This window comes from Streptomyces sp. S063, from assembly GCF_002832675.1.
GTDB lineage: Bacteria > Actinomycetota > Actinomycetes > Streptomycetales > Streptomycetaceae > Streptomyces > Streptomyces sindenensis.
In genome coordinates, this window is sequence record NZ_CP021707.1 from 6,429,009 (window position 1) to 6,451,192 (window position 22,184).

General features: G+C 72.0%; 24 protein-coding genes. 11 read left to right on the forward strand and 13 right to left on the reverse strand.

The genetic code is table 11. The features are described from left to right. Positions 1–9 precede the first annotated feature (9 nt). From CCZ36_RS29220 to CCZ36_RS29245, 7 genes are all read right to left on the reverse strand, one after another. The gene (locus CCZ36_RS29220) at positions 10–723 is read right to left on the reverse strand and encodes a phosphoadenylyl-sulfate reductase (RefSeq protein ID WP_069741469.1); all 714 of its coding nucleotides are present in this window, start codon (positions 721–723) and stop codon (positions 10–12) included. Further along, on the reverse strand, positions 720–899 hold the full coding sequence (locus CCZ36_RS29225) for a hypothetical protein (protein WP_010059284.1): 180 nt from the start codon (positions 897–899) through the stop codon (positions 720–722). The genes CCZ36_RS29220 and CCZ36_RS29225 overlap by 4 nt, the downstream gene beginning before the upstream one ends. Next, a complete protein-coding gene (locus tag CCZ36_RS29230; RefSeq protein ID WP_069741471.1) occupies positions 896–2,593 on the reverse strand; it encodes a nitrite/sulfite reductase in 1,698 nt (565 codons plus the stop codon). The genes CCZ36_RS29225 and CCZ36_RS29230 overlap by 4 nt, the downstream gene beginning before the upstream one ends. 114 nt (positions 2,594–2,707) lie before the next feature. Next, positions 2,708–2,791, reverse strand: a complete 84-nt coding sequence (locus CCZ36_RS36710) for a putative leader peptide (RefSeq protein ID WP_309474722.1) — start codon at positions 2,789–2,791, stop codon at positions 2,708–2,710. 199 nt (positions 2,792–2,990) lie between these two features. Further along, positions 2,991–3,587, reverse strand: a complete 597-nt coding sequence (locus tag CCZ36_RS29235; RefSeq protein WP_069736678.1) for a GNAT family N-acetyltransferase — start codon at positions 3,585–3,587, stop codon at positions 2,991–2,993. Between the two features lie 46 nt (positions 3,588–3,633). Beyond that, complete coding sequence (locus tag CCZ36_RS29240; protein ID WP_069736679.1) at positions 3,634–4,932, reverse strand: GAF domain-containing protein; 1,299 nt, start codon at positions 4,930–4,932, stop codon at positions 3,634–3,636. A 243-nt stretch (positions 4,933–5,175) separates the two neighbouring features. Next, positions 5,176–6,813 (reverse strand): acyl-CoA dehydrogenase family protein, encoded by a 1,638-nt coding sequence (locus tag CCZ36_RS29245; protein ID WP_128818926.1) that lies wholly within the window; start codon positions 6,811–6,813, stop codon positions 5,176–5,178. Positions 6,814–6,830: 17 nt separating this feature from the next. On the opposite strand from CCZ36_RS29245, the gene CCZ36_RS29250 reads away from it, so the two are divergent. Continuing rightward, positions 6,831–8,084, forward strand: coding sequence for a YihY/virulence factor BrkB family protein (locus CCZ36_RS29250; RefSeq protein ID WP_443069824.1), 1,254 nt, complete (start codon positions 6,831–6,833; stop codon positions 8,082–8,084). A gap of 18 nt (positions 8,085–8,102) precedes the next feature. Beyond that, on the forward strand, positions 8,103–8,873 hold the full coding sequence (locus CCZ36_RS29255; protein WP_128818927.1) for a DUF6597 domain-containing transcriptional factor: 771 nt from the start codon (positions 8,103–8,105) through the stop codon (positions 8,871–8,873). Here the strand turns inward: CCZ36_RS29255 and CCZ36_RS29260 are convergent. The 4 genes from CCZ36_RS29260 to CCZ36_RS29275 form a co-directional block, all read right to left on the reverse strand. Further along, positions 8,801–9,208, reverse strand: coding sequence for a VOC family protein (locus CCZ36_RS29260; RefSeq protein WP_069741572.1), 408 nt, complete (start codon positions 9,206–9,208; stop codon positions 8,801–8,803). The genes CCZ36_RS29255 and CCZ36_RS29260 overlap by 73 nt on opposite strands. Positions 9,209–9,273: 65 nt before the next feature. Continuing rightward, positions 9,274–10,824, reverse strand: coding sequence for a 3-hydroxyacyl-CoA dehydrogenase NAD-binding domain-containing protein (locus CCZ36_RS29265; RefSeq protein ID WP_128818928.1), 1,551 nt, complete (start codon positions 10,822–10,824; stop codon positions 9,274–9,276). Between the two features lie 16 nt (positions 10,825–10,840). Then, positions 10,841–11,626 carry a CoA-transferase subunit beta gene (locus tag CCZ36_RS29270; protein ID WP_069736684.1) on the reverse strand — a complete coding sequence of 262 codons (786 nt, stop codon included), beginning with the start codon at positions 11,624–11,626 and terminating at the stop codon, positions 10,841–10,843. Next, positions 11,623–12,540 carry a CoA transferase subunit A gene (locus tag CCZ36_RS29275; protein WP_206515818.1) on the reverse strand — a complete coding sequence of 306 codons (918 nt, stop codon included), beginning with the start codon at positions 12,538–12,540 and terminating at the stop codon, positions 11,623–11,625. Before CCZ36_RS29275 ends, CCZ36_RS29270 begins: the two co-directional genes overlap by 4 nt. A gap of 144 nt (positions 12,541–12,684) precedes the next feature. On the opposite strand from CCZ36_RS29275, the gene CCZ36_RS29280 reads away from it, so the two are divergent. Together CCZ36_RS29280 and CCZ36_RS29285 are read left to right on the forward strand one after the other, a co-directional pair. Next, positions 12,685–13,590, forward strand: coding sequence for a LysR family transcriptional regulator (locus tag CCZ36_RS29280; RefSeq protein WP_128818930.1), 906 nt, complete (start codon positions 12,685–12,687; stop codon positions 13,588–13,590). Positions 13,591–13,727: 137 nt separating this feature from the next. Further along, the gene (locus tag CCZ36_RS29285) at positions 13,728–14,948 is read left to right on the forward strand and encodes an acetyl-CoA C-acetyltransferase (protein WP_069736687.1); all 1,221 of its coding nucleotides are present in this window, start codon (positions 13,728–13,730) and stop codon (positions 14,946–14,948) included. An 878-nt stretch (positions 14,949–15,826) separates the two neighbouring features. Here the strand turns inward: CCZ36_RS29285 and CCZ36_RS36560 are convergent. Beyond that, a complete protein-coding gene (locus tag CCZ36_RS36560) occupies positions 15,827–16,507 on the reverse strand; it encodes a chaplin (protein ID WP_128818931.1) in 681 nt (226 codons plus the stop codon). A gap of 558 nt (positions 16,508–17,065) precedes the next feature. Here CCZ36_RS36560 and CCZ36_RS29300 point away from each other — a divergent pair. From CCZ36_RS29300 to CCZ36_RS29325, 6 genes are all read left to right on the forward strand, one after another. After that, positions 17,066–17,467, forward strand: coding sequence for a rodlin (locus tag CCZ36_RS29300; RefSeq protein ID WP_069736690.1), 402 nt, complete (start codon positions 17,066–17,068; stop codon positions 17,465–17,467). 250 nt (positions 17,468–17,717) lie between these two features. Further along, positions 17,718–17,951 (forward strand): chaplin, encoded by a 234-nt coding sequence (locus CCZ36_RS29305; RefSeq protein ID WP_069736691.1) that lies wholly within the window; start codon positions 17,718–17,720, stop codon positions 17,949–17,951. A 229-nt stretch (positions 17,952–18,180) separates the two neighbouring features. After that, positions 18,181–18,471: a hypothetical protein gene (locus CCZ36_RS29310; protein ID WP_069736692.1), complete on the forward strand. Its 291-nt coding sequence runs from the start codon at positions 18,181–18,183 to the stop codon at positions 18,469–18,471. A 68-nt stretch (positions 18,472–18,539) separates the two neighbouring features. Further along, entirely contained in the window at positions 18,540–18,950 is a 411-nt protein-coding gene (locus CCZ36_RS29315; protein ID WP_069736693.1) for a rodlin, read from the forward strand. Positions 18,951–19,188: 238 nt separating this feature from the next. Further along, positions 19,189–19,404 carry a hypothetical protein gene (locus tag CCZ36_RS29320; protein ID WP_069736694.1) on the forward strand — a complete coding sequence of 72 codons (216 nt, stop codon included), beginning with the start codon at positions 19,189–19,191 and terminating at the stop codon, positions 19,402–19,404. A 124-nt stretch (positions 19,405–19,528) separates the two neighbouring features. Then, positions 19,529–19,936, forward strand: a complete 408-nt coding sequence (locus CCZ36_RS29325; protein WP_069736695.1) for a rodlin — start codon at positions 19,529–19,531, stop codon at positions 19,934–19,936. A gap of 149 nt (positions 19,937–20,085) precedes the next feature. On the opposite strand, the gene CCZ36_RS29330 is transcribed toward CCZ36_RS29325, so the two are convergent. Next, positions 20,086–20,586 (reverse strand): DUF5949 family protein, encoded by a 501-nt coding sequence (locus CCZ36_RS29330; RefSeq protein ID WP_069736696.1) that lies wholly within the window; start codon positions 20,584–20,586, stop codon positions 20,086–20,088. Between the two features lie 355 nt (positions 20,587–20,941). Here CCZ36_RS29330 and rsgA point away from each other — a divergent pair, with 355 nt between their 5' ends. After that, entirely contained in the window at positions 20,942–22,114 is a 1,173-nt protein-coding gene (gene rsgA, locus CCZ36_RS29335) for a ribosome small subunit-dependent GTPase A (protein ID WP_128818932.1), read from the forward strand. The last annotated feature ends 70 nt before the right edge of the window (positions 22,115–22,184 follow it).

Sequence of the window (22,184 nt, forward strand, 5' to 3'; positions counted from 1 at the left end):
CAGTCGTCATCAGCCGTGCAGCCCGCATTCGGTCTTGCCGCGCCCGGCCCAGCGGCCGGCCCGTGCGTCCTCGCCCTCCAGCACCCGGCGGGTGCAGGGCGCGCAGCCGACGGAGGCGTAACCGTCCATCAGCAGCGGGTTGGTGAGCACCCCGTGCTCGGCGACGTAGGCGTCCACGTCGTCCTGGGTCCAGCGGGCGATGGGGGAGACCTTCACCTTGCGGCGCTTGGCGTCCCAGCCGACGACCGGGGTGTTCGCCCGGGTCGGCGACTCGTCGCGGCGCAGCCCCGTCGCCCACGCGGCGTACGCGGTCAGGCCGTCCTCCAACGGCTTGACCTTGCGCAGCGCGCAGCACAGGTCGGGGTCCCGGTCGTGGAGCTTCTCGCCGTACTCCGCGTCCTGCTCGGCGACCGTCTGCCGGGGGGTGATCGTGATGACGTTGACGTCCATCACCGCGTCCACCGCGTCCCGGGTCCCGATGGTCTCCGGAAAGTGGTAGCCGGTGTCCAGGAAGACCACGTCCACGCCCGGCAGCACCCGCGACGCCAGGTGCGCGACCACGGCGTCCTCCATCGAGGAGGTGACGCAGAAGCGCGACCCGAAGGTGTCGGTCGCCCACTTCAGGATCTCGGTCGCGGAGGCGTCCTCCAGCTCCCGCCCGGCCCGCTCGGCCAGCTCACGGAGTTCCTCGTCGGTCAGCTCCGCGCTCAGAGTGCCCGTCATATCGCGTCCCCTTCGCCGTCGTTGCGCTGAACGCCCCGGGTCAGCAGGCCCAGGAACTTCAGCTGGAACGCACGGTTGCAGGAGGCGCATTCCCAGGCGCCGTGACCGGTCTCGTTGGGGCGCAGGTCCTCGTCGCCGCAGTACGGGCAGTAGAACGGGGCGGCTCGTTCGCTCATGACAGCGACTCCGCACTGGCGCGCGCCGCCCAGGTCGCGAAGCGCTCGCCGTCCTCGCGCTCCTCCTGGAACCGGCCGAGCACCCGCTCGACGTAGTCCGGCAGTTCGGCCGATGTGACCTTCAGGCCACGGACCTTGCGGCCGAACCCGGCCTCCAGGCCCAGCGCCCCGCCGAGGTGCACCTGGTAGCCCTCGACCTGCTCGCCGTTCTCGTCCAGCATCAACTGGCCCTTGAGGCCGATGTCGGCGACCTGGATCCGGGCGCAGGCGTTCGGGCAGCCGTTGATGTTGATCGTGATCGGGTGGTCGAACTCCGGGATGCGGCGCTCCAGCTCGTCGATGAGGGAGGCGCCGCGCGCCTTCGTCTCGACGATCGCCAGCTTGCAGAACTCGATGCCGGTGCAGGCCATGGTGCCGCGCCGGAACGGGGACGGGGTGACCCTGAGGTCGAGCGCCTCCAGGCCGGCGACCAGGGAGTCGACCTGCTCCTCGGCCACGTCCAGCACGATCATCTTCTGCTCGGCGGTGGTCCGCACCCGCCCGGAGCCGTGCGCGTCGGCCAGGTCGGCGATCTTGGTGAGCGTGGAGCCGTCGACCCGGCCCACCCGCGCGGCGAAGCCGACGTAGAAGCGGCCGTCCTTCTGGCGGTGCACGCCGAGGTGGTCGCGCCAGGTCTGGGCGGGCTGCTCGGGCGCGGGCCCGTCGACCAGCTTCCGCTCCAGGTACTCGTCCTCCAGGATCTGGCGGAACTTCTCCGGCCCCCAGTCCGCGACCAGGAACTTCAGCCGGGCGCGGGTGCGCAGCCGCCGGTAGCCGTAGTCACGGAAGATCCCGATGACACCGCCGTACACGTCCGGCACCTCGTCCAGCGGCACCCAGGCGCCGAGCCGCACCCCGAGCTTGGGGTTGGTGGAGAGGCCGCCGCCGACCCAGAGGTCGAAGCCCGGGCCGTGCTCGGGGTGGTTCACACCGACGAACGCGACGTCGTTGATCTCGTGCGCCACGTCCAGGTGCGGGGAGCCGGAGACCGCGGACTTGAACTTGCGGGGCAGGTTGGAGAAGTCGGGGTTGCCGATGAACCGGCGCTGGATCTCGTCGATCGCCGGGGTGCCGTCGATGATCTCGTTCTCGGCGATGCCCGCGACGGGGGAGCCGAGGATCACGCGGGGCGTGTCACCGCAGGCCTCGGTGGTGGACAGGCCCACCGCCTCGAGCCGCCGCCAGATCTCCGGCACGTCCTCGATCCGGATCCAGTGGTACTGCACGTTCTGCCGGTCGGTGAGGTCGGCGGTCCCGCGCGCGAACTCCTGCGAGATCTCCCCGACCACCCGCAGCTGCTGCGTGGTCAGCCGGCCGCCGTCGATCCGGACCCGCAGCATGAAGTACTCGTCGTCCAGCTCCTCCGGCTCCAGCACGGCCGTCTTGCCGCCGTCGATGCCGGGCTTGCGCTGGGTGTACAGCCCCCACCAGCGCATCCGCCCGCGCAGGTCGTTCGGGTCGATGGAGTCGAAGCCGCGCTTGGAGTAGATCGTCTCAATACGTGTCCGTACATTGAGACCGTCGTCGTCCTTCTTGAACTGCTCGTTCCCGTTGAGGGGGGTGTGGTGGCCCACGGCCCACTGACCCTCGCCACGGTGGCGTCCGGCCTTGCGGCGGGGCGTGGCGGTCGCAGGCTGTTCCGGGGTGGCGGCCATGACAATACGTCCTTCGGGACTGCGGAGGGCGGCTCTGAGCGGCACACTCGCGCTGAGGCGCGGCGGTGCGCAGGTCGGTTCAGAGGTAAGAGAGGAGCGGCGGTGCTGGGGCGGTCAGCTCACCGGACAGATGGCGCTGGACATGCGGCCGAGGTCGACGTGGCGTCGACTCACCAAGGCAATTCCAGTTCCAGACATGACGGAAGCGTGTCACGGGCATCTCGGGGCAGTCCACCAGTATCCGCTATGTGGACGGCTGGGTCCCGAAGAGTGGGACGGTGTGGCGTCCGTCACGGCGTGCGGCCTCGGCATTGCGGACAAATCGCTTGCGCAGGACCCGAAGAGGGGATGCGAGGAGGGGGCGGTCGCTCCACCACCCCCTCGGGAACACTGACGATCAGGAGGCGTACGCCCCGGGCCACGGACCGGGCGTCGCCACCTCCGGCTCCACCTCGGTCTTCGTGTCGAAGAGCCGGAAGCCGCGCCGCAGATAGTTGTCCATGGCGTGCGGCCCGTCCTTCGAGCAGGTGTGCAGCCACACCCGCTTCGTCGTCGGCCGCTCCGGCCAGCGCTCCGCCAGGTCCCAGGCGCGCGCCACGCCGTACGACAGGAGGTGGCCGCCGATCCGCCGCCCCCGGAAGGCCGGGATCAGCCCGAAGTACATGATCTCGACCACGCCGTCGTCCTGCGGGTCCAGCTCGACGTACCCCGCCGGCGTCCCGTTCTCGTACGCCACCCAGGTCTCCGCGCCGGGCCGCCGCAGGGCCTCCTCCCACTGGGCGTACGTCATACCCAGGCGGTCGGTCCACCGGATGTCGCCGCCCACCGCCGTGTAGAGGAACCGGCTGAACTCCGGCAGCACCACCTCGGACCGCACGACGCGGACATCACCCTCCGGCGCGCGCGCCGGGCGGAGATCGGCGGGCGAGGTCTGCTCCAGGGACCAGACGGTCACCTCGGTGGTCGGCGCTGCGGGCTGCGGGATGTCGCTCATGACGGCCAGAAAACCATGGAGCCGCACACCGGCGCACAGCGCCCCCTCAGGTGGTCCGAGCCGCCGTGCGGGCTTCCGCAACCACCGGCGCCCGGGAGTGCGGCAGCAGATCCGCACCGTGCTCCGGACGGATCACCTCCACCTCCACTCCGTCCCCGAAGCGGTACGGGCGGTGGGCCAGGACCTCCGCGAGATGGCGCCGCAGCCGGGAGATCTCGGCCCGGACCGTCACCGTCCGGGTCGCGTCCCCGAAGATGTCCCGCGCCAGCTCCGAGGCCGTCCGCCCCTGCCGGTGCACCGCCAGTGCGTACAGCAGCTCCGCGTGGCGCGGCGAGAGCCGCTGCTTCACGCTCCCCAGCGGCCCCGTCACATGCACGGCGAGCGCCCGGGGCCGGCTCAGGTCCAGCACCACCCGGCGCGGTGCCCCGGGCGTCGTCCCGGCATCGTCCACCTGCACCAGCCAGCCGCCCGGCAGCGGCTCGACCCGGCACATGCCGAGCGAGGGCAGCCACACCGGACCCGGCCGCAGCGACTTCGGCAGCGGCAGCCGGTCCACCGGAGGCATACCGGTCACCGCCGCCAGCCGCCCGTGCACGTCCACCGCCAGCGCCCGCCCGCCGATCCGGCAGAGGATCGGCGCGGCCACCGCGCGCAGCCGCTCGATCTCCGCCAGGTGCCGGGTACGGATCTCACCCTCGGCGAGCCGCGCCACCGAGTCGACCAGGGCCAGCGTCGCCGGATGGAACGTGGACGCGGGCCCGCTGATGTCGACGATCCCGATCAGCTGCCCGTCGCGCGGATCCCGCACCGGGGCCGCCGCACAGGTCCAGCCGTGCAGCGCCCGGATGAAGTGCTCGGCGGAGTGCACCTGGATGGGGACCCGGGCGGCCAGCGCCGTCCCGATCGCGTTCGTCCCGGTCGCCGCCTCGGCCCAGGCCGCCCCTTCCTCCAGGCAGATGTCGTGGGCCCGGCGCAGCACCCCCGTGTTGCCCTGCCGCCACAGCACCCGGCCCTCGGTGTCGGTCACCACCATGATCTGCTGCGCGGCGTCCGCGATCGAGGCCAGCCCCGCCCGCAGCAACGGCATCAGCTCGCCGAGCGCCGTGCTGCGCCGCCGGTGCTCGATCTCGTCCGCCTCCAGCAGTTCGCTCTCCGGCGACTGGTCGGGGTCGATGCCCCTGCGCACCACCCGGTCCCAGGAGGCGTCGATCTCCGCCCGGGGCGCGACGTGGGACGGCTCGCCCGTCAACCGGGCCTCCCGCGCCCGATGGAGCAACCGGGTGGCCTGGCGGTCCGCCCCCTGGCCCGTCACCCGCAGCACCCCCGCTGAACCTGTCTCCGTCATGGTCCCCGTTCCCCCCGAACGCTTCCCGGCCCCGGCCCGGCCCATCCTGCCGGTCACCCCCGCCGGGCCACCGAGCAGTCCACACAATGGTTGCAACCCTTTGCAACTCTGGCGATGCCCTGCGGGTCCGTACAAGAGTGGCAGAGACACTGGGCGCCGGGGTTTCCCGGTCGCGTGGTGTCGCATGAGCATGGAGGGTGGTGCCGTGTCGGCGCAGCACCACCCTCCGTCGCTTCCCCGCCGCTACGCCACCGAAGGCCGGGCCCGGGCCACCACCGACGCCAGATCCAGACTGTGCGGCAGCGTCCCGAACACCGCGCCCCCGTCCCCGCCGAGCCGCGCGGCACAGAACGCGTCGGCCACCACCGGCGGAGCCCAGCGCACCAGCAGCGCCCCCTGGAGCACCAGCGCGAACCGCTCCACCAGCCGCCGCGCCCGCCCCTCGATACCGTCCAGATCGGCCAGCTCCGTCAGCAGCCCCTTGATCGCCGCGTCCAGCCGGTGATCCGCCCCCCGCGCCTGCCCGACCTCCCGCAGGAACGCGTCCAGCGCCTGCGGCTCCCGCTGGAGCACCCGCAGCACATCCAGCGCCTGGACGTTTCCCGAGCCCTCCCAGATGGAGTTGAGCGGGGCCTCCCGCAGCAGTCGGGGCATCCCCGACTCCTCGACGTACCCGTTGCCGCCCAGGCACTCCAACGCCTCGCCCACCACAGCGGTGCAGCGCTTGGTGACCCAGAACTTCGCGGCGGGCAGGGCGAGCCGCAGGAAGGCCCGCTCCGCCTCGGTGTCCGCGTCGTACGCCGCCGCCAGCCGCATCGCCAGCACGGTCGCCGCCTCCGACTCCAGCGCCAGATCCGCCAGGACGTTGCGCATCAGCGGCTTGTCGATCAGCTGCCCGCCGAACGCGCTCCGGTACGTGCAGTGGTGGACCGCCCGGGCCACCGCCTGCCGCATCAGCGCCGCCGAACCCACCACGCAGTCCAGCCGGGTGGCCGCCACCATCTCGATGATGGTGCGCACCCCGCGCCCCTCCTCGCCGACGAGGCGGGCCCACGTTCCGTCGAACTCGACCTCGGCGGACGCGTTGGACCGGTTGCCCAGCTTGTCCTTCAGCCGCTGGATCAGGAACACGTTGCGCGCCCCGTCCGGGAGCACCCGCGGCAGCAGGAAACAGCTCAGTCCGCCCGGCGCCTGCGCCAGCACCAGGAAGCCGTCCGACATCGGCGCCGAACAGAACCACTTGTGCCCGGTGAGCAGATACGCGCCCTCGCCGGACAGCGGCTCGGCCCGGGTCGTGTTGGACCGCACGTCGCTGCCGCCCTGCTTCTCCGTCATGCCCATCCCCAGGAGCACCCCGGCCTTCTCGCTCGGGTTCCGCAGCCCCTCCACGTACGTGTGCGAGGTGAGCAGCGGCTCCCACGCGGCGGCCAGCGCCGGATCGGTGCGCAGCGCGGGCACCGCGGCATGCGTCATCGACAGCGGGCAGCCGTGCCCCGCCTCGGCCTGCGACCACACCAGGAACCCGGCCGCACGCCGGACATGACCGGCCGGCCGCCCCCAGGCGTCGGTCAGCCCGGCGGAGACGGCATGCCCCAGCAACCGGTGCCAGGCCGGATGGAACTCCACCTCGTCGACACGATGCCCATAACGGTCGTGGGTCAGCAGAACGGGCGGATGGGCGTTCGCCTGCACACCCCACTCCTGGGCCTGGGCGGAGCCCGCGGCCCGGCCGAGCTCGCCGAGCTCCTCCAGTGCCACGGGCAGGACTCCGGGCTCGACGTGCCGCTCGACGGCCTCCGACAGAACCCGGTCGGTGGCGAAGACGTCGTGGCCGACCAGCGGCGGAACCTGATTGGTCACGGTGTGGGTGGTGGCTGCCATGCCGATACGGTAAGGAGGTGCAGGCAGCAAAGGAAACACCCGAACGGCCACCGGGCCGGCTCCACCGGGCGCGAGTGCTCTACCGCAACGTCTCCAAACGACGGATGGCGTGGCACTTGCTCAAGGACACCGTCAACTCGTGCATCGAATACCGCATTCTGGGCCTCGCGGCCGAGGCGGCGTTCTTCACCCTGCTCTCGCTGCCCCCGCTGCTGCTCGGCATGATCGGACTGCTCGGTTACGTGGACGAGTGGACGGCCACCACCACGGTCGCCTCCATCGAGCGCAACATCCTCTCCGCCGCCGAGACGGTGCTGTCCGAGCGCGGGGTCAACGACTTCGCCAAACCGCTGCTCGCCGACGTCACGACCGGGGCCCGCCCCGACGTCATCTCCATCGGTTTCGCCATCGCCCTGTGGTCCGGCTCCCGCGCGGTGAACGTCTTCATCGACACCATCACCGTCATGTACGGCCTCGACGGCCACCGCGGCATCGTCAAGACCCGGCTGCTCGCCTTCCTGCTGTACGTCGTCGCCCTGCTGCTCGGCGCGGTGGTGCTGCCGCTGCTGGTCGTCGGCCCGGACCGGGTGGTCGAGTTCGTGCCCTGGGGCACCGAGGTCATAGCCGTCCTGTACTGGCCGCTCGTGATAGTGCTGACCATCGCGTTCCTCACGACGCTCTACCACGTGTCCGTGCCGGTCCGTTCGCCCTGGATCGAGGACGTTCCCGGGGCGCTGGTGGCGCTCGGCATGTGGGTCCTCGGCAGCTTCCTGCTCCGGATCTATCTGACCAACACGGTCGAGGGCCCGACCATCTACGGCTCCCTGGCGGCGCCGATCGCCGTCCTGCTGTGGATCGGCATCTCCGCCTTCGCGGTTCTGGTCGGCGCCGCGGTCAACGCGGCCATCGACCGGGTGTGGCCCTCGCTCGCCACGGCGGCCGCCCGCGAGGCCACGGAACGCGTCCGGGCCGCGCAGGCCGCCGAGTTCGTCGCCCGCACCCGCTCGGCCGCCTACGACGGCACGGACGACGATGACGACGAGGACGACGGTCCGGCGTACATGCCCTCCGAGTTCCCCGAGCGCTGGTCCCGCTTCCTGCCGCCCGACGACGTGAAGTCGCGGCTGCACGCGACCTGGGAGAAGGAGCCCAAGGACGCGAAGGAACCCAGGGAGACCAGAGAAGCCAGAGAGACGGGAGAGACCAGAGAACCCAGGGAGACGAGGGGGGCGAGGGGGCCCACCGACTTCAGGGAACCGCCCGCCCGCTGACCGCGCTAGCGTGGAGGCATGCCCCGGCGACACCAGCGCTACCAGGAGCGGCCCTCCCGGCTGGACGGGGCCGTCGTCTGGACCCTGGACGTCCCGCAGGGCCCCGGGCAGCCCGCCCGGTCCGTGCTCCCCGACGGCTGCATGGACCTGATCTGGACCGCCGGCCGCCTGGTCGTCGCCGGTCCCGACACCCACGCGTTCGAGGTCGACCCGCGCGACCGGGGCTCCTGCGCCGCGATCCGGTTCGGGCCCGGCACCGCCCCCGTACTCCTCGGCGTACCGGCGCACGAACTGCGCGACCACCGGGTCGACCTGGCCGAACTCTGGCCCCGCGGAGCCGTCGCGGCGCTCACCGAACGGATCGCCGGGTGCGCCGACCCCGCCGCCGCCCTGGAGGAGTTCGCGCTCGCCAGGTCCGCCGACACCGGACCGCCGGACCCGCTCACGTCGGCCGTCGCGGACGGGCTGCGGCGCGGCAGGAGCGTGGCGTCGACGGCCGCCGAGGTCGGCCTCGGCGCCCGCCAACTGCACCGCCGCTCCCTGGCCGCCTTCGGCTACGGCCCGAAGACCCTGGCCCGGATCCTCCGCCTGCAACGCGCCCTGGCCCTCGTCCGGGCCGGTCTGCCCTACGCCGATGCGGCCTGCGCGGCGGGCTGCACCGACCAGGCACACCTGGCCCGGGAGATGCGCGACCTGGCCGGCACGACCCTCGGGGCCTACTTCTCGGCGGGCGACCCGGAGGCGAACAGCGACACCCCGCACCCGTCCGGGTCCAGCACCACCGCGTAACGCTGTCCCCACACCGCGTCCCACGGCTTCAGATGCCCGGTGTACCCGGCGTCGACCAGCTCCGTGTACAACGAGTCCACCTCCTCCGGACTGTCGCAGACGAACGCCAGGGCGACCCGCTCACCCCCGCCCGCCGGGCGCTGCCACTCCGGGTCGAACGACGCGATGACCTCCTCCGTGTCCCACAGCAGTCGCTGCCCGCCCGGCAGGGTCACTTCGACATGGGGCGCGGACTCCGCACCTTCGGGGATGTCGAGGCCGAGCCGCCGGTAGAAGGCGAGCGAGGCCGCGAGGTCGGAGGTGATGATGCTGATGGCGTCGAGTCGAGGAGTCATGCCCCGACCGTAGGCACGCGGCACCGCCGCCGTCTTGTACGAATCGGTCACCCGAACCGCCGGGTTCACCCCAGGCAGTCCGCCGGAGACGTCCCCGGATCGGTCAGTGCGAGACCCAGGGCGGCCCGCTCCGTGACCCACCGCGTCGGCCGGTGGCGCTGGTCGCCGGTCGACGCGTGCAGCGCCCGCTGGAGCGCCAGCATCCGTACGGCCCCGATCCGCTCGCCCCACGCCAGCGGCCCGGCCGGATAGCCGAGGCCCGTGGTCACCGCGAGATCGATGTCGGCGGGCGCGGCCGGCGAGCGTTCCGCGATCGAGCAGCCGACCCCGACGACGGAGGACAGCAGCCGCTGCGCGACCGAGCCCGCGGTGTCCCGCACCACCGACACCCCGTACGGTTCCTCGCCCCCGGCCGCCCGTGCCAGCACCGCCCGCGTGTCCCGGGCGGCCGCCGGATCGCCGGCCGCCGTCACGGCCAGGACCCGCCGCCGCCCCGCGGCAGGCAGCACCTCCACGCCGAACGTACGCTCCCCGGGCAGTCCGCCCTCCGCGACCGCCGCCGACACCGGCGTCCCCCAGACGGGCACCAGCACCACGGCCTCCGCCGACGGCCCCGCACCCCGCTCGACGCGGACCCCCGCCGCCTCCAGGGACGCCGCCAGCTCCTCCTCGTACGCCACCGTCTCCGGCCGCCCGGCCGAAGCCAGGAACACCGGGCGATCCGCGTCCCCGGTGACCGGGCTCTCCGGGGCGGGGCCATACGCCCCGTCGCCGTACGCGTACCAGCCCCGGCCCGTCTTGCGGCCGTGCAGCCCCGCCACCACCCGGTTCGGGGTCAGGAAGGACGGGCGCAGCCGGTCCTCGTACCGGAAGCCCTGCCAGATCGAGTCGATCACCGCGGCCGTCACGTCGAGACCGGTCAGGTCCATCAGCTCGAAGGGGCCCATGCGCAGCCCCAGTACGTCCCGGGCGATCCGGTCGGTCTCCGCCGGGTCCGCCACCGACTCCTCCAGCAGCGCCAGCGCCTCGGTCACCAGCCCGCGACCGGCGTGGTTGACCAGGAAACCGGGGGTGTCGGCGACGGTCACCGCCCGGTGCCCGCAGCCCTCCACCAGCTCGGTGAGCAGGACCGGGATCTCCGGGCGGGTGGCCGCGCCCGGCACCACCTCGACGATCCGCATCAGCGGCACCGGGTTGAAGAAGTGCAGCCCGGCCAGGCGCGACGGGTCCTGGAGCGTCGCCGCGATCCGGGTCACCGACAGCGACGAGGTGTTCGTCGCGAAGACGGCGGAGGCGGGCAGCGCCCGCTCCAGCCTCCCGAACACCTCGGCCTTGGTCTCCAGGTCCTCCCGGACCGCCTCGATCACCAGTTCCACGTCCGGGCCCGCCGCCCACGGCTCGGCGAGCGGCACCAGCCGGGCCACCGCCGCGTCCCGGTCGGCGGCGGTCGTCCGGCCCTTCGCGACCGCCCGGTCCAGCATCGACGCGACGAAGTCCAGGGCCTCCGTCACCGCCTCCGGCCGTACGTCACCCAGCTCCACGGTGTGTCCCGCGCTCGCCGCCCACTGGGCGATGCCCCGGCCCATGGCCCCGGCTCCGACGATCCTGATACGCATGGCAGTTACGGCCCCTTCAGCGGAGGTAGACACGGTTCGGGTCGACATCGTCGCGCAGGAGCCCCAGCTCCGCGGAGGTCGGCGGGGCCGTCGTCGCGAGCCGGTCCGCGATCTCCAGCTCCCAGCCGGTCGCGGCCCGCACCCGCTCGACGCTCACCCCGGGATGCACGGCGACCAGCCGCAGCTCGTCCCCGACGCCGGCCCGGGCGAGGACGCCCAGCTCGGTGATGACCCGGGTGACCCCGGCGCCCAGCGGACGGATGCCGTCCGCGAGCGCCCGGTCGGGCCCCGGCGTCGTACAGAAGTCCAGCACGTCCGCGAAGGAGCGCGGGGTGTGGCGGCGCATCACGACGAACACCTCCCGGGCGTTGGCCATCACCTCCACCGCACCACCGGAACCCGGCAGCCGGACCGACGGGCTCGTCCACTCCCCGATCACCGAGGTGTTGAGGTTGCCCCACCGGTCGATCTGCGCGGCCCCCAGGAAGCCCACGTCGATGTGCCCGCCCTGGAGCACCGAGCCGAACAGCGTGGCCATGGACACCACCGCCTCGGCCCCCGTGATGAGGACGGCGTCCGCGATGGTCTCCGGCAGATGGGAGGGGTGCGCCCCGCAGACCCCGGACTCGTACACCACCTCGATGCCCGGAGCGACGGTCAGCCGCGCCAGCTCGGTCGCGAGCGTCGGCAGCCCGATCCCCGCGAACACGGTCCGCCGCCCGGCCAGTTCGCGCGCGGCGACGACGGAGAGCAGCTCGGAGGAGGTGACGGGCCGCGCGGCGCCCGCGAGGTGGTCGCTCACAGCCGCCTCCCGTAGTCCACCGAGCCGCTCGGCGCCTCGCCGACCGCCAGCCCCGCCCAGAGCTCCTCGCCCAGCTTCGCCACGTACGCGGCATGGTCGGCGGTCCCGTACACCCACTCCTCCAGCCAGCTCCGCAACCGCGCCGGGTCCCTGCTGATCGCGGACCACGCCCGGTAGAAGGCGTTGTCCCGGTCGTAGTAGCCCTGCGCGAACGAGGGGTGCGCCCCGCGCGGGCAGAGGACCACCGCGTCCACCGCGTGGGCGGGGACGAGGGTGCGGTTCGGATCCGCGCGGACCACCTCGTCCGTCACCAGTTCCTCCACCACCACGACCGCCTTCCTCGCCGCGTACACCGCCTCGGCCTGGACCCCGGTCAGACCCCAGATCTGGGTGTTGCCCCGGCGGTCGGCACGCTGGGCGTGGATGAACGTCACGTCCGGGTGGACGGGCGGTACGACGTAGATCTCCTCGGTCGAGCCGTCGGCGGCCGGGTAGGGCGAAGTGACCTTGCGAATACCGGGGTTGACCGAAGGCAGGTCGCTGCCCGCGTAACTGCGCAGGGGATGGAAGGGCAGCCGCTGCGCACCGGCGAGATACCGGCACACCATCCCGTAGTGGCTGTACTCCTCGAAGGCCAGCGGCTCCGGATCGGCGTGCTCGACGCGCCGCCGCAGCCCACCGAGCGAACCGGCGGAGGAGTTGCCCACGAACGAGGAGACCAGCCGCGTCACGCAGCCGGCGGCCAGCATCTGGTCCACCACGATGTCCGCCGTCATCCGGACGACCGTGAGATCCCGGCGGCCCTGCCGGATGATCTCGTGCCCGGCGGCGGTCGGGATGAGGTGGGTGAACCCCTCCAGGCTCACGGTGTCCCCGTCCCGGACGAAGGCGGCGACGGCCTCCCGCATCGACATGACCTTGCCGGCCACTCCGCCCGCCCCGGCCGTCCGCTCCACCGTGCCCCTCACCCTCCGTATGCGCCACCCCCACGGTGTCAGCACCATTGATGGCTGTCCAATACCGAATTAGGGTCGGATCGAGACGCCAGGAGTATCACTATGGAACTACGCCACCTCAACGCCTTCCTCGCCGTCGCCGAGGAGCTGCACTTCGGCCGCGCCGCCAAGCGGCTCCAGATGGCCCAGCCTCCGCTGAGCCAGCAGATCCGACAGCTGGAGAAGGAGCTCGGCGTCCAGCTCTTCCACCGCAACACCCGCTCGGTCCGGCTCACCAGCGCGGGGGAGTCCTTCCTCGAACCCGTACGGACCGTTCTGGACGATCTGGACACCGCCGTCCGGGCGGCCAGATCGGCGGGGATCGGCGAGTACGGCCGGGTCACCATCGGCTTCGCCGGGGCCTCCAGCCACGAGACGCTGCCCCGGCTCACCCGGGCCGTGCGCGCCGCCCACCCCGGTCTCGAACTCGTCATGACCGGCCAGACGTACGCCAACACCGCCGTGTCGCGGGTCGCCGACGGCTCGCTCGACCTCGGCTTCGTCCGGCTCCCGGTGACCCGCCCAGGCGTCGCCCACCGGGTGATCGACGAGGAGGAGCTGGTCTGCGCCCTGCCCTCCGACCACCCGCTCGCCCGACGGGAGGCCGTGCCGCTCGCCGTGCTCGCCGGCGAACCGTTCGTCTCCTTCCCCGCCAACTCCGGCTCCACCGTCCGCGACGCCATGACCGAGGCCTGCGAGGGCGCCGGATTCACCCCGCGCATCGTCCAGGAGGCCCCCGACTCGTACACGATCCTCGCCCTGGTCGCCGCCGGGGTCGGCGTCACCCTCACGGTCACCTCCGTCCAGCACATCCAGCAGAACGGCCTGGTCTACCGCCCCCTCGCCGGTCCGACCGTCCGCCTCCGCGCCGCGCTGGCCTGGCGCGCCGACAACCCCTCCGCCGCCCTGCGCGCGGTGCTCGCCGTGGCGGAGGAAGCGCTGCCGACACCCGTGCGTACGCTCGATTGAGACGTGCGGCCTCTCAGTCCGGTGGGGATTCGATATTGGACCGACTCAGTGCCGGATGCGAAGGTCGTCCCACCGCACCACTCGCCCGCCGCAACACGCCCCGGTTTCCCCGCCCCGACCCCCAGGAAAGGCCCCCCGTGCCGCTCGACGTCGTCATCTGCGAACCCCTGCGCACCCCCATCGGCCGGTTCGGCGGGGCGTTCGCCCAGCAGACCCCGGCCGCGCTGGCCGCACGCGTCATCGCGGAGATCGTCACCCGCACCGGTATCGATCCCGACCGGATCGACGAGGTGATCCTCGGGCACGCCTACCCGACCAGCGAGGCCCCCGCCATCGGCCGGGTCGCCGCCCTGGACGCCGGACTGCCCACCACGGTCACCGGCTCCCAGATCGACCGCCGTTGCGGCTCCGGGCTCCAGGCGGTGCTGGACGCGGCGATGCAGGTCCGGGCCGGGTTCAGCGACGTCGTGATCGCGGGCGGCGTCGACGTGATGAGCGCCGCCCCCTACTACACCCACGACGGACGCTGGGGAATCAAGGGCCCCGGCCTCCAGCTCCACGACGCCCTCGCCCGGGGCCGCGTGACCGCCGGAGGCGTCAACCATCCGGTCCCCGGCGGCATGATCGAGACGGCGGAGAACCTGCGCCGCGAGTACGGCATCGGCCGCGCCGACCAGGACGCCCTGGCGCTGCGTTCGCAAGCGCGGGCCGCCCGCGCCGCCGCCGAGGGCCGCTACGACGCGGAGACCGTTCCCGTCACCGTGCGCACCCGCAAGGGCGAGACGATCGTCACCGCCGACGAACACCCCCGCCCCGACACGACGGCCGAGCAACTCGCCGCCCTTCGGCCCGTGATGGCGAAGTCCGACCCGGAAGCCACCGTCACCGCGGGCAACGCCAGCGGCCAGAACGACGCGGCCGCCGCCTGCCTGGTGACCAGCGCCGAGACCGCCGAACGCCTCGGCCTCACCCCGCTCGTCCGCCTCGTCTCCTTCGCCCGCGCCGGGGTGCCCGCCGCCACTATGGGCATCGCCCCCGTCGCCGCCACCCGCACCGCCCTCGACCGGGCGGGCCTCGCCCTCGCCGACCTGGACCTGATCGAGCTGAACGAGGCGTTCGCCGCCCAGGTGCTCGCCTGCACACGGGAGTTGGGCCTCGGCGAGAAGGACCACGAGCAGCGGATCAACGTCAACGGTTCGGGCATCTCGCTGGGCCACCCGGTCGGCGCCACCGGAGCCCGCATCCTCGCCACCCTCACCCGCGAACTCCACCGCCGCGACGCCCGGTACGGCCTGGAGACGATGTGCATCGGCGGCGGCCAGGGCCTGGCCGCGGTCTTCGAACGCATCGCGCGCTGAGGGCGGTTCGCGCGGATCCGCCTGAGCGGCCGACGGCCGCCTCCGGGCTTGGAGGCGTGGCCTCGGCGGCCTGCCCGGGCTCCTCGTAGAGGTAGTGCCACGTCCCGGCCGGCACCGCGCGGAACCAGACGTCCACTTCGTCCTGCCCCATGGCCGGCCAGCCGGGGACCTCCTCGACCGGAGCGCGTCCCATCCGGCGGCCCAGCTCCACCGACTGGGCTCCCGACGCCGAGCGTTCGTCTGCGTACCGCTCCCGAGCCGTCGACAGATCCGGCCCCGCCCGCAGAACCCGCTCCAGGCAGAGGGCGTCCTGCAACGCCTTGACCGCGCCGGTCGCGGTGTGCGGCCTGGTCACCCCGGCCGCGTCCCCGGCCAGCAGCAGGGGCGGGCGGGCGACCCGGGGAGCCTGCACACCGGCGACCGGGTGGCAGGCCGTCGCCCGACGGCCGCCCGCGCGACGATGTCCGCCCAGGCCGCCGGAGAGTGCTCCCGCGCCAGCTCCTGAACGTATGGTCCGGGCTCGGCGCCCACGACCATGTCGTACGGCTCATCGCCTCGCGCGGAGGTGATCACCGCCTGCCCGGCCGCGTCCGCCCGGACGGAGGTCACCGGCTCGCCGCGGAGACAACGCGCGGCTTCGGCGCTCGCGCGCAACGACCGCCACAGCAGACCCCAGGTGCACGGGGTCGAGCCCGCGACGGCCGCCCCGCACCCCGCGATGCTGCCGCCGATCACCCCGATGCGTAACGCTGCTGCCACGTCCCCGGCTTGTCGTTCCCGCCCCCGCCTTCCCGGTGAACGGGCCGCCGCACACGCGGAAGGTCCGGCCGGACAGTCCCCGCTGTCCGGCCGGACCTTGTTCTCCCGCAGGAGCTCTATCAGTCCCGCGCGTCGCGGGTGCGGCGCATCAGCACCGCACCGCCGAGCAGGAGCGCGGCACTCGCGCCGGCGGCCAGGCCCAGGTCGGCGGCGCCGGTGTCGGCCAGGTGCGCGTCCGGGGTGTTGGACCCGGGCGTGTCGGACCCGGGCATGTCCGAGCCGGGAGTGTCGGTTCCGGGCGTGTCGGTCGGCGGCTCGTCGACGGGCGGCTGGTCCACCGGGGGCTCGTCCACGGGCGGTTCGTTGACCGGCGGCTCGTCGACGGGCGGCTCGTCCACGGGCGGTTCGTCGACCGGGGGCTCGTCCACGGGCGGCTCGTCCACCGGCGGCTCGTCCACCGGCGGCTCGTCCACGGGCGGTTCGTCGACCGGGGGCTCGTCCACGGGCGGCTCGTCGACCGGGGGCTCGTCCACCGGCGGGTGTTCGTGCTTCGGGCCATCGGCGTTCACGCACTTGTTGCCGAAGGCCGGGTTCAGCAGAGCGATCACATTGACGGTGTTGCCGCACACATTGACCGGGACGTGCACCGGCACCTGTACGGCGTTGCCCGAACCGACCCCCGGCGAACCGACGGCCGCGCCCTCGGCCGACGCGTCGGCGTGCGCGGTGCCGCCCACGGCTGCCAGGAGGCCCGATGCGGCCGCCATGACGATCATGCTTCTGTTCAAAACCTGTCGCATTACTTGCCCTTTCTGAGGACATTCGCGAGGACATCGCGTGGGTGCTTCGCGCGCGGACCAACGGGCAGCCATCGGGCGGAGCCGCTGCACAGCCGGGTCCGGCGGGAAGCCATGGTGAAAGTGGTGAAGACGTGCGCGCTGGACGACTGCCATAACGACACAGACGTCACGCGGGAAACTTGGAGTTGCGTGGAAAATGTGTAATCACCCGAACGGGTGGCATCGCTGTATCCCGCCGATCCCGGGTCACGGAACAAGAAAAACGATTCGCCCTCAACTGCGCTATTCTTCGGCGGTGTTGACGGCACTCGGGTATCCGCCGCGGCGGCCGCGCGGCGTCACGGGCGCCGCCGCTCGCCCACTCGTTCGGGCGAAATGTGTCGGAGGGGGCCTGTGCAATTCCTTCACGAACGGGCTGCCCTACGAAAACGACCGTACGGAGGGCGGCGGGGAGCCCTCTCGTGTCCGGCATTCGGGTGAAGGGGCGGAACCTCATGGCGTGTGGCGAGTTGACCAGGGGGCTCCGCCACGGGGCAACCAGTACGAGAAGGGCTAATCGTGATCAAGAAGGTTCTGGCTACGGGCGCTGTCGCCGCCTCCATCCTCGGTCTCGGCGCGACGCAGGCCATGGCCATCGCCAACGACGGCGGCACCACCACGGTCAACGGCAACGGCGCCTCGCAGGCGTACGGCAACTCCGAGACCCACGGTGACTGGAGCCCGCAGTTCGCGCTCGTCCAGGGCTCGCTGAACAAGCCCTGCATCGCCCTCCCGGCCAAGGCGAACGTCGGTTCCCTCATCGGCCTCGTGCCGGTCGCGGTCCAGGACATCAACGTCCTGTCCTCCCCGCAGAACCAGCAGTGCACCGAGAACTCCACCCAGGCCAAGGGTGACGAGGCGCTGTCGCACATCCTGGAGGACATCCCGATCCTCTCCGGCAACGGCGTCGGCAACAACTGACCCGCAGCCGCCCTACTCGGGCCCGGGCCCTCGGCGTTCCTCCACCGAGCGGCCCGGGCCCGTTGCTCTGCCGGGACGCGACTGCGGCATTCGGGGGGATATCCAGAAATCCGTCCGACGAACAGTTCCGATTCCGGGTGTTCATCGTTACGTAGGACAGTGCGGGAGTCGTGAGCGATTCAGTATCCGGCTCGGGCGGGGCACGACAGTCGTGACCGCACCCGGACTCCGCCGAGGAAAGGGAAGAAAAGTGAAGTTCACCAAGGTTGCCGCTGTCGCCGCCGGTACGTTCATGGCGATGGGCGTCGCCGCGCCGGCCATGGCCGACTCGGGCGCCGAAGCCATTGCCGCCCACTCCCCGGGCGTGCTGTCGGGCAATATCCTCCAGGCCCCGATCCACATTCCGGTCAACGTCTGCGGCAACACCGTCAACGTGATCGGTGTACTGAACCCGGCGTTCGGCAACACCTGTATCAACCAGTAACTCCCCGGCCGGCCGGGCTTCCCGGTCCGCAGTCGGTGGGCCCCGGACGGCACATGCCGTCCGGGGTCTTTTCGTGGACGGCGTCGGAGAAATTCCGCGCCCCACAGTTTCCCGGAAGCGGGCTGATCGTTGATCAGTGGGAAAGCGGCAGAAGTCACAGGTAAAGAAAGCTTGTGTGCGGCACGGAGACGTGACCGAAGCAGACGCCGCGCAGAAGGGAACCAGAAAAGTGAAGTACGCGAAGACCGCCGCCCTCGTTGTCGGTTCCATGGCTGCCCTCGGAACGGCCGCTCCCGCCTTCGCGGCTCCCACGCCCACGGCCCCCAACTTCAGCCTCGACAGCGGCCTCAACCAGGTGATGGCCAGCGCCCCGCAGGTCGTGGACCCGCTGGTGGACACGGCCGCCGAGACCACCGAGACGCTCTCGGAGGACGGCACGGTCGGCAAGCTGGCGGGCCAGGCAACCGGTGCGGTCGAGGGCGCGGCCCCGCTGCTCGGCGGTGTTCCCCTCGGCGGCTGACCGCCGCACCACGACCATCTCCCCAGGCTTCTCCGCCTGATACGCATCACTTCGAGAAGGGCTCTTCCATGTTCAAGAAGATCATGTCCTCGGCGGCCGTCGCCGTCTCCATCGTCGGCGTCTCGGCCGCGGCCGCCCCGTCCGCCATGGCCATCGCCAACGACGGCGGCACCACCACGGTCAACGGCAACGGCGCCTCGCAGGCCTACGGCAACTCCGAGACCCACGGCGACTGGAGCCCGCAGTTCGCCCTCATCCAGGGCTCGCTGAACAAGCCCTGCATCGCCCTCCCGGCCAAGGCGAACGTCGGCTCGCTGCTGGGCGTCGTGCCGATCTCCGTCCAGGACATCAACGTCCTGTCCTCCCCGCAGAACCAGCAGTGCACCGAGAACTCCACCCAGGCCAAGGGTGACGAGGCTCTGTCGCACCTGCTGAACGACATCCCGATCCTCTCGGGCAACGGCGCCGGCAACAGCTGAGACCGCGTGACCCCGGTCCGCTCCCGGTGACCATCTGGGGCCGGCCCATCCGTACGGCGACCGTTCCTCGCCGCACCGGAAGGGCCGGCCCCTCCGGCGTGTCCGGCGGATCATGGCCGGGCCCTGAGCCGGCGGACACGCTTTCGTCTCGTGCCGATGTCCCGGGTCGGGTCAACCGGTTGGGCCGGATGCCGTAACCCCGGCTGACGGACCCTGCCGGGCCGGGTAGGGCATCAGCATGGATCCGTACGACAGTCAGACCCCGCAGAGCGCCGAACGGCGGCCCGCGCCGGGCGGCGGCACACCGATCTACGACCGGCTCGTCGCCGAATGGCGGGCGGCCGGCGGCGGCCACCCCCTGGCGGAACCGCACCAGGACCCGGCCCCCCGCCGCGGTGGATTCGTACCGGCGGCGCGCACCGCGGACCAGGCCCCCGGGCCTGAGACGCCCTGAAAGCAACCAGAAGCGTCGACCTTGCGCCGGAACGAACCCATATGAGTGGTACTGCGCAACCGATCAGGGGCAGCGGCAGTTGATCAGTACGTTCCACAACGGGACGCTCCGAAAGGTGAAGTTGATGAAGAAGATGATGGCCGGCGCTGCAGTGGCCGTGTCCCTGCTCGGTCTGTCCGCAGTCGCGGCTCCCACGGCCATGGCGATCGGCAACGACGGCGGCACCACCACCCTCAACGGGAACGGTGCCGAGTCGGAGATCGGCAACGCGGAGACGGAGGGCGACTGGAGCCCGCAGAACCAGCTCGTTCAGGGCACCCTGAACAAGCTCTGCGTCGGCCTGCCCCTCAAGGCGAACGTCGGCTCGCTCGTCGGCGTCGTGCCGATCGCGGTCCAGGACATCAACGTCCTGTCCAACCCGCAGAACCAGCAGTGCGCCGACAACTCCACCCAGGCCAAGGGCGACGAGCCGCTGTCGCACATCCTGGACGACATCCCGGTCCTCTCGGGCAACGGCGTCGGCAACAACTGACGCACCACGGCCTGACGCAGTCGGCGCGGGCGGCCCGAGGATCCTCCTCGGGCCGCCCGTTCTCGTTCGGCACGGCATCGCGTACACGACGAGGCCCACCACTCCACGGGGGGTGGTGGGCCTCGTCGTACGCGGGGCGGTGAGGTTCCTCAGCCCAGGGAGCGGACCGGGAGCAGACAGTGGGCGGCGGTGCGGACGACTTCCTCGTCGGCGGCGAAGGCGCGCAACCGGTCCTCGCTGACCGGCTGCCCGGGAACCGCCTCCGGCCACGGGGCCGTGGCGAACATCCCGTACACCTGGCCCTGCGCCTGGGCGGCGGCCAGCCACTCCGCGGGGGCCGGGTACTGCGCGCTCAGGTGAGGCAGGGTCAGCACGGCCTGGCCCGCCTGGACGAGGAGCTTCGCCTGGATGCCCGGGCTCTCGGCGGCGTCCTGGATCGAACCGCCGACGTGGAGGCCCGCACGCTCCAGCGCGGCGCGCATGGCCTCGCGGCCGACCACCGGACCGTCCTGCCCGTCGCCCAGCGAATAGGCGAGGAGGAAGGCGGTGTCCTGGTCCGCGTCGGGCTGCCGGCCGCTCCAGCCGATCAGGATCTGGGTGCCCAACTGGGCCGGGGTGAACGTCAGGGAGGAGGCCTGGGGTGTGGTCATGCTCGGCACCCTAACGGCCCCGGACCGGGGCCAATGCATGCGTATCACCCGATCGAGGGAGATCACGGCTATCTGTCGCGAATGTTCCCGCTCGAACGTCCCCCGACCGTGGTTCCGGATAAATCGGTTGACGGTGCTCCCGGAGGCCGGGCTAGGGTGATCCCGTTCCGGAAGCCCGTTCCGGGGACCGAGAACCAGAGGAATCAGGAGGTGAGGACATTGATGACCGTCGTTGCGATGGGCACTGCCCACAACCGGAAGAGCATCATCCTCATCTCCGTGGCCACCGGCTGACCACTTCTCTTCTCATCCGCGCCGAGCGCGCGTGCCGGGGCCACCCTGTGAAGGGTTTCCCTTGTCTTTCCCGCTTTCCTCCCTCTCTTCTTCCGCTGACTCCACTGTCTCCTCCTCGCACCCGCTGACTCCGTACGGCTGGGACGAGGACTGGGCGGCGGCCTTCTCCCCGTACGCCGAGCAAGGGCTCGTGCCCGGCCGGGTCGTGCGCGTGGACCGCGGGCAGTGCGACGTGATCACCGCCGACGGCACGGTCCGTGCCGACACCGCGTTCGTGGTGCCGCGTGACCCGATGCGGATCATCTGCACCGGCGACTGGGCGGCGCTCGACGCGGACGGCGACCCGCGCTTCGTGCGTACGCTGCTGCCGCGCCGTACCGCCTTCGTCCGCTCGACCTCCTCGCAGCGGTCCGAGGGCCAGGTGCTCGCCACCAACATCGACCACATCGCCATCTGCGTCTCGCTCGCCGTCGAGCTGGACCTCGGGCGGGTCGAGCGGTTCCTCGCGCTCGCCCTGTCCAGCTCCGAGGGCGCCGCGCTGCTGGGCGACGGCTCCGCCGGGGAGCACCGGCCCCAGCCGATCGTGGTCCTGACCAAGGCCGACCTGGTGCCCGACGCGGTCACCCTCTCCCACCTCGTCCAGGACATCGAGGCCATCGCCCCCGGCATCCAGGTCCTGCCCGTCAGCTCCACCACCGGCGAAGGGGTCGACGTCTTCGGCGCCATCGTCTCCGGCGGTACGAGCGTGCTGCTGGGCATCTCCGGCGCGGGCAAGTCCACCCTGGCCAACACCCTGCTCGGCCAGGACGTGATGGACGTGCGGGCGGCCCGTGACGTCGACGGCAAGGGCCGGCACACCACCACGACCCGCAACCTCCTGCTCATGCCGCAGGGAGGCGTCCTCATCGACACCCCCGGGCTGCGCGGCGTCGGTCTCTTCGACGCCGAAACCGGGGTCGGGGAGGTGTTCTCCGAGATCGAGGAGCTGGCCGCGGAGTGCCGGTTCCACGACTGCGCCCACGAGGCCGAGCCGGGGTGTGCCGTCCTCGGCGCCCTGGAGGACGGCATCCTGCCCGAACGGCGGCTGGAGAGCTACCGCAAGCTGATCCGCGAGAATCAGCGAATCGTCGCCAAGACCGATGCCCGAGTACGCGCCGAGATCCTGCGGGACTGGAAGCGCAAGGGCGCGGAGGGGCGCGCTGCCATGCAGGCCAAGCGCGGCCGGGTGCGGTAGCGGGGCGTACGGGTTCGACGTCCGAATTCCGCGAGTGCGGCAGCCCCGGCTGCCGCACACTGGACGGTGT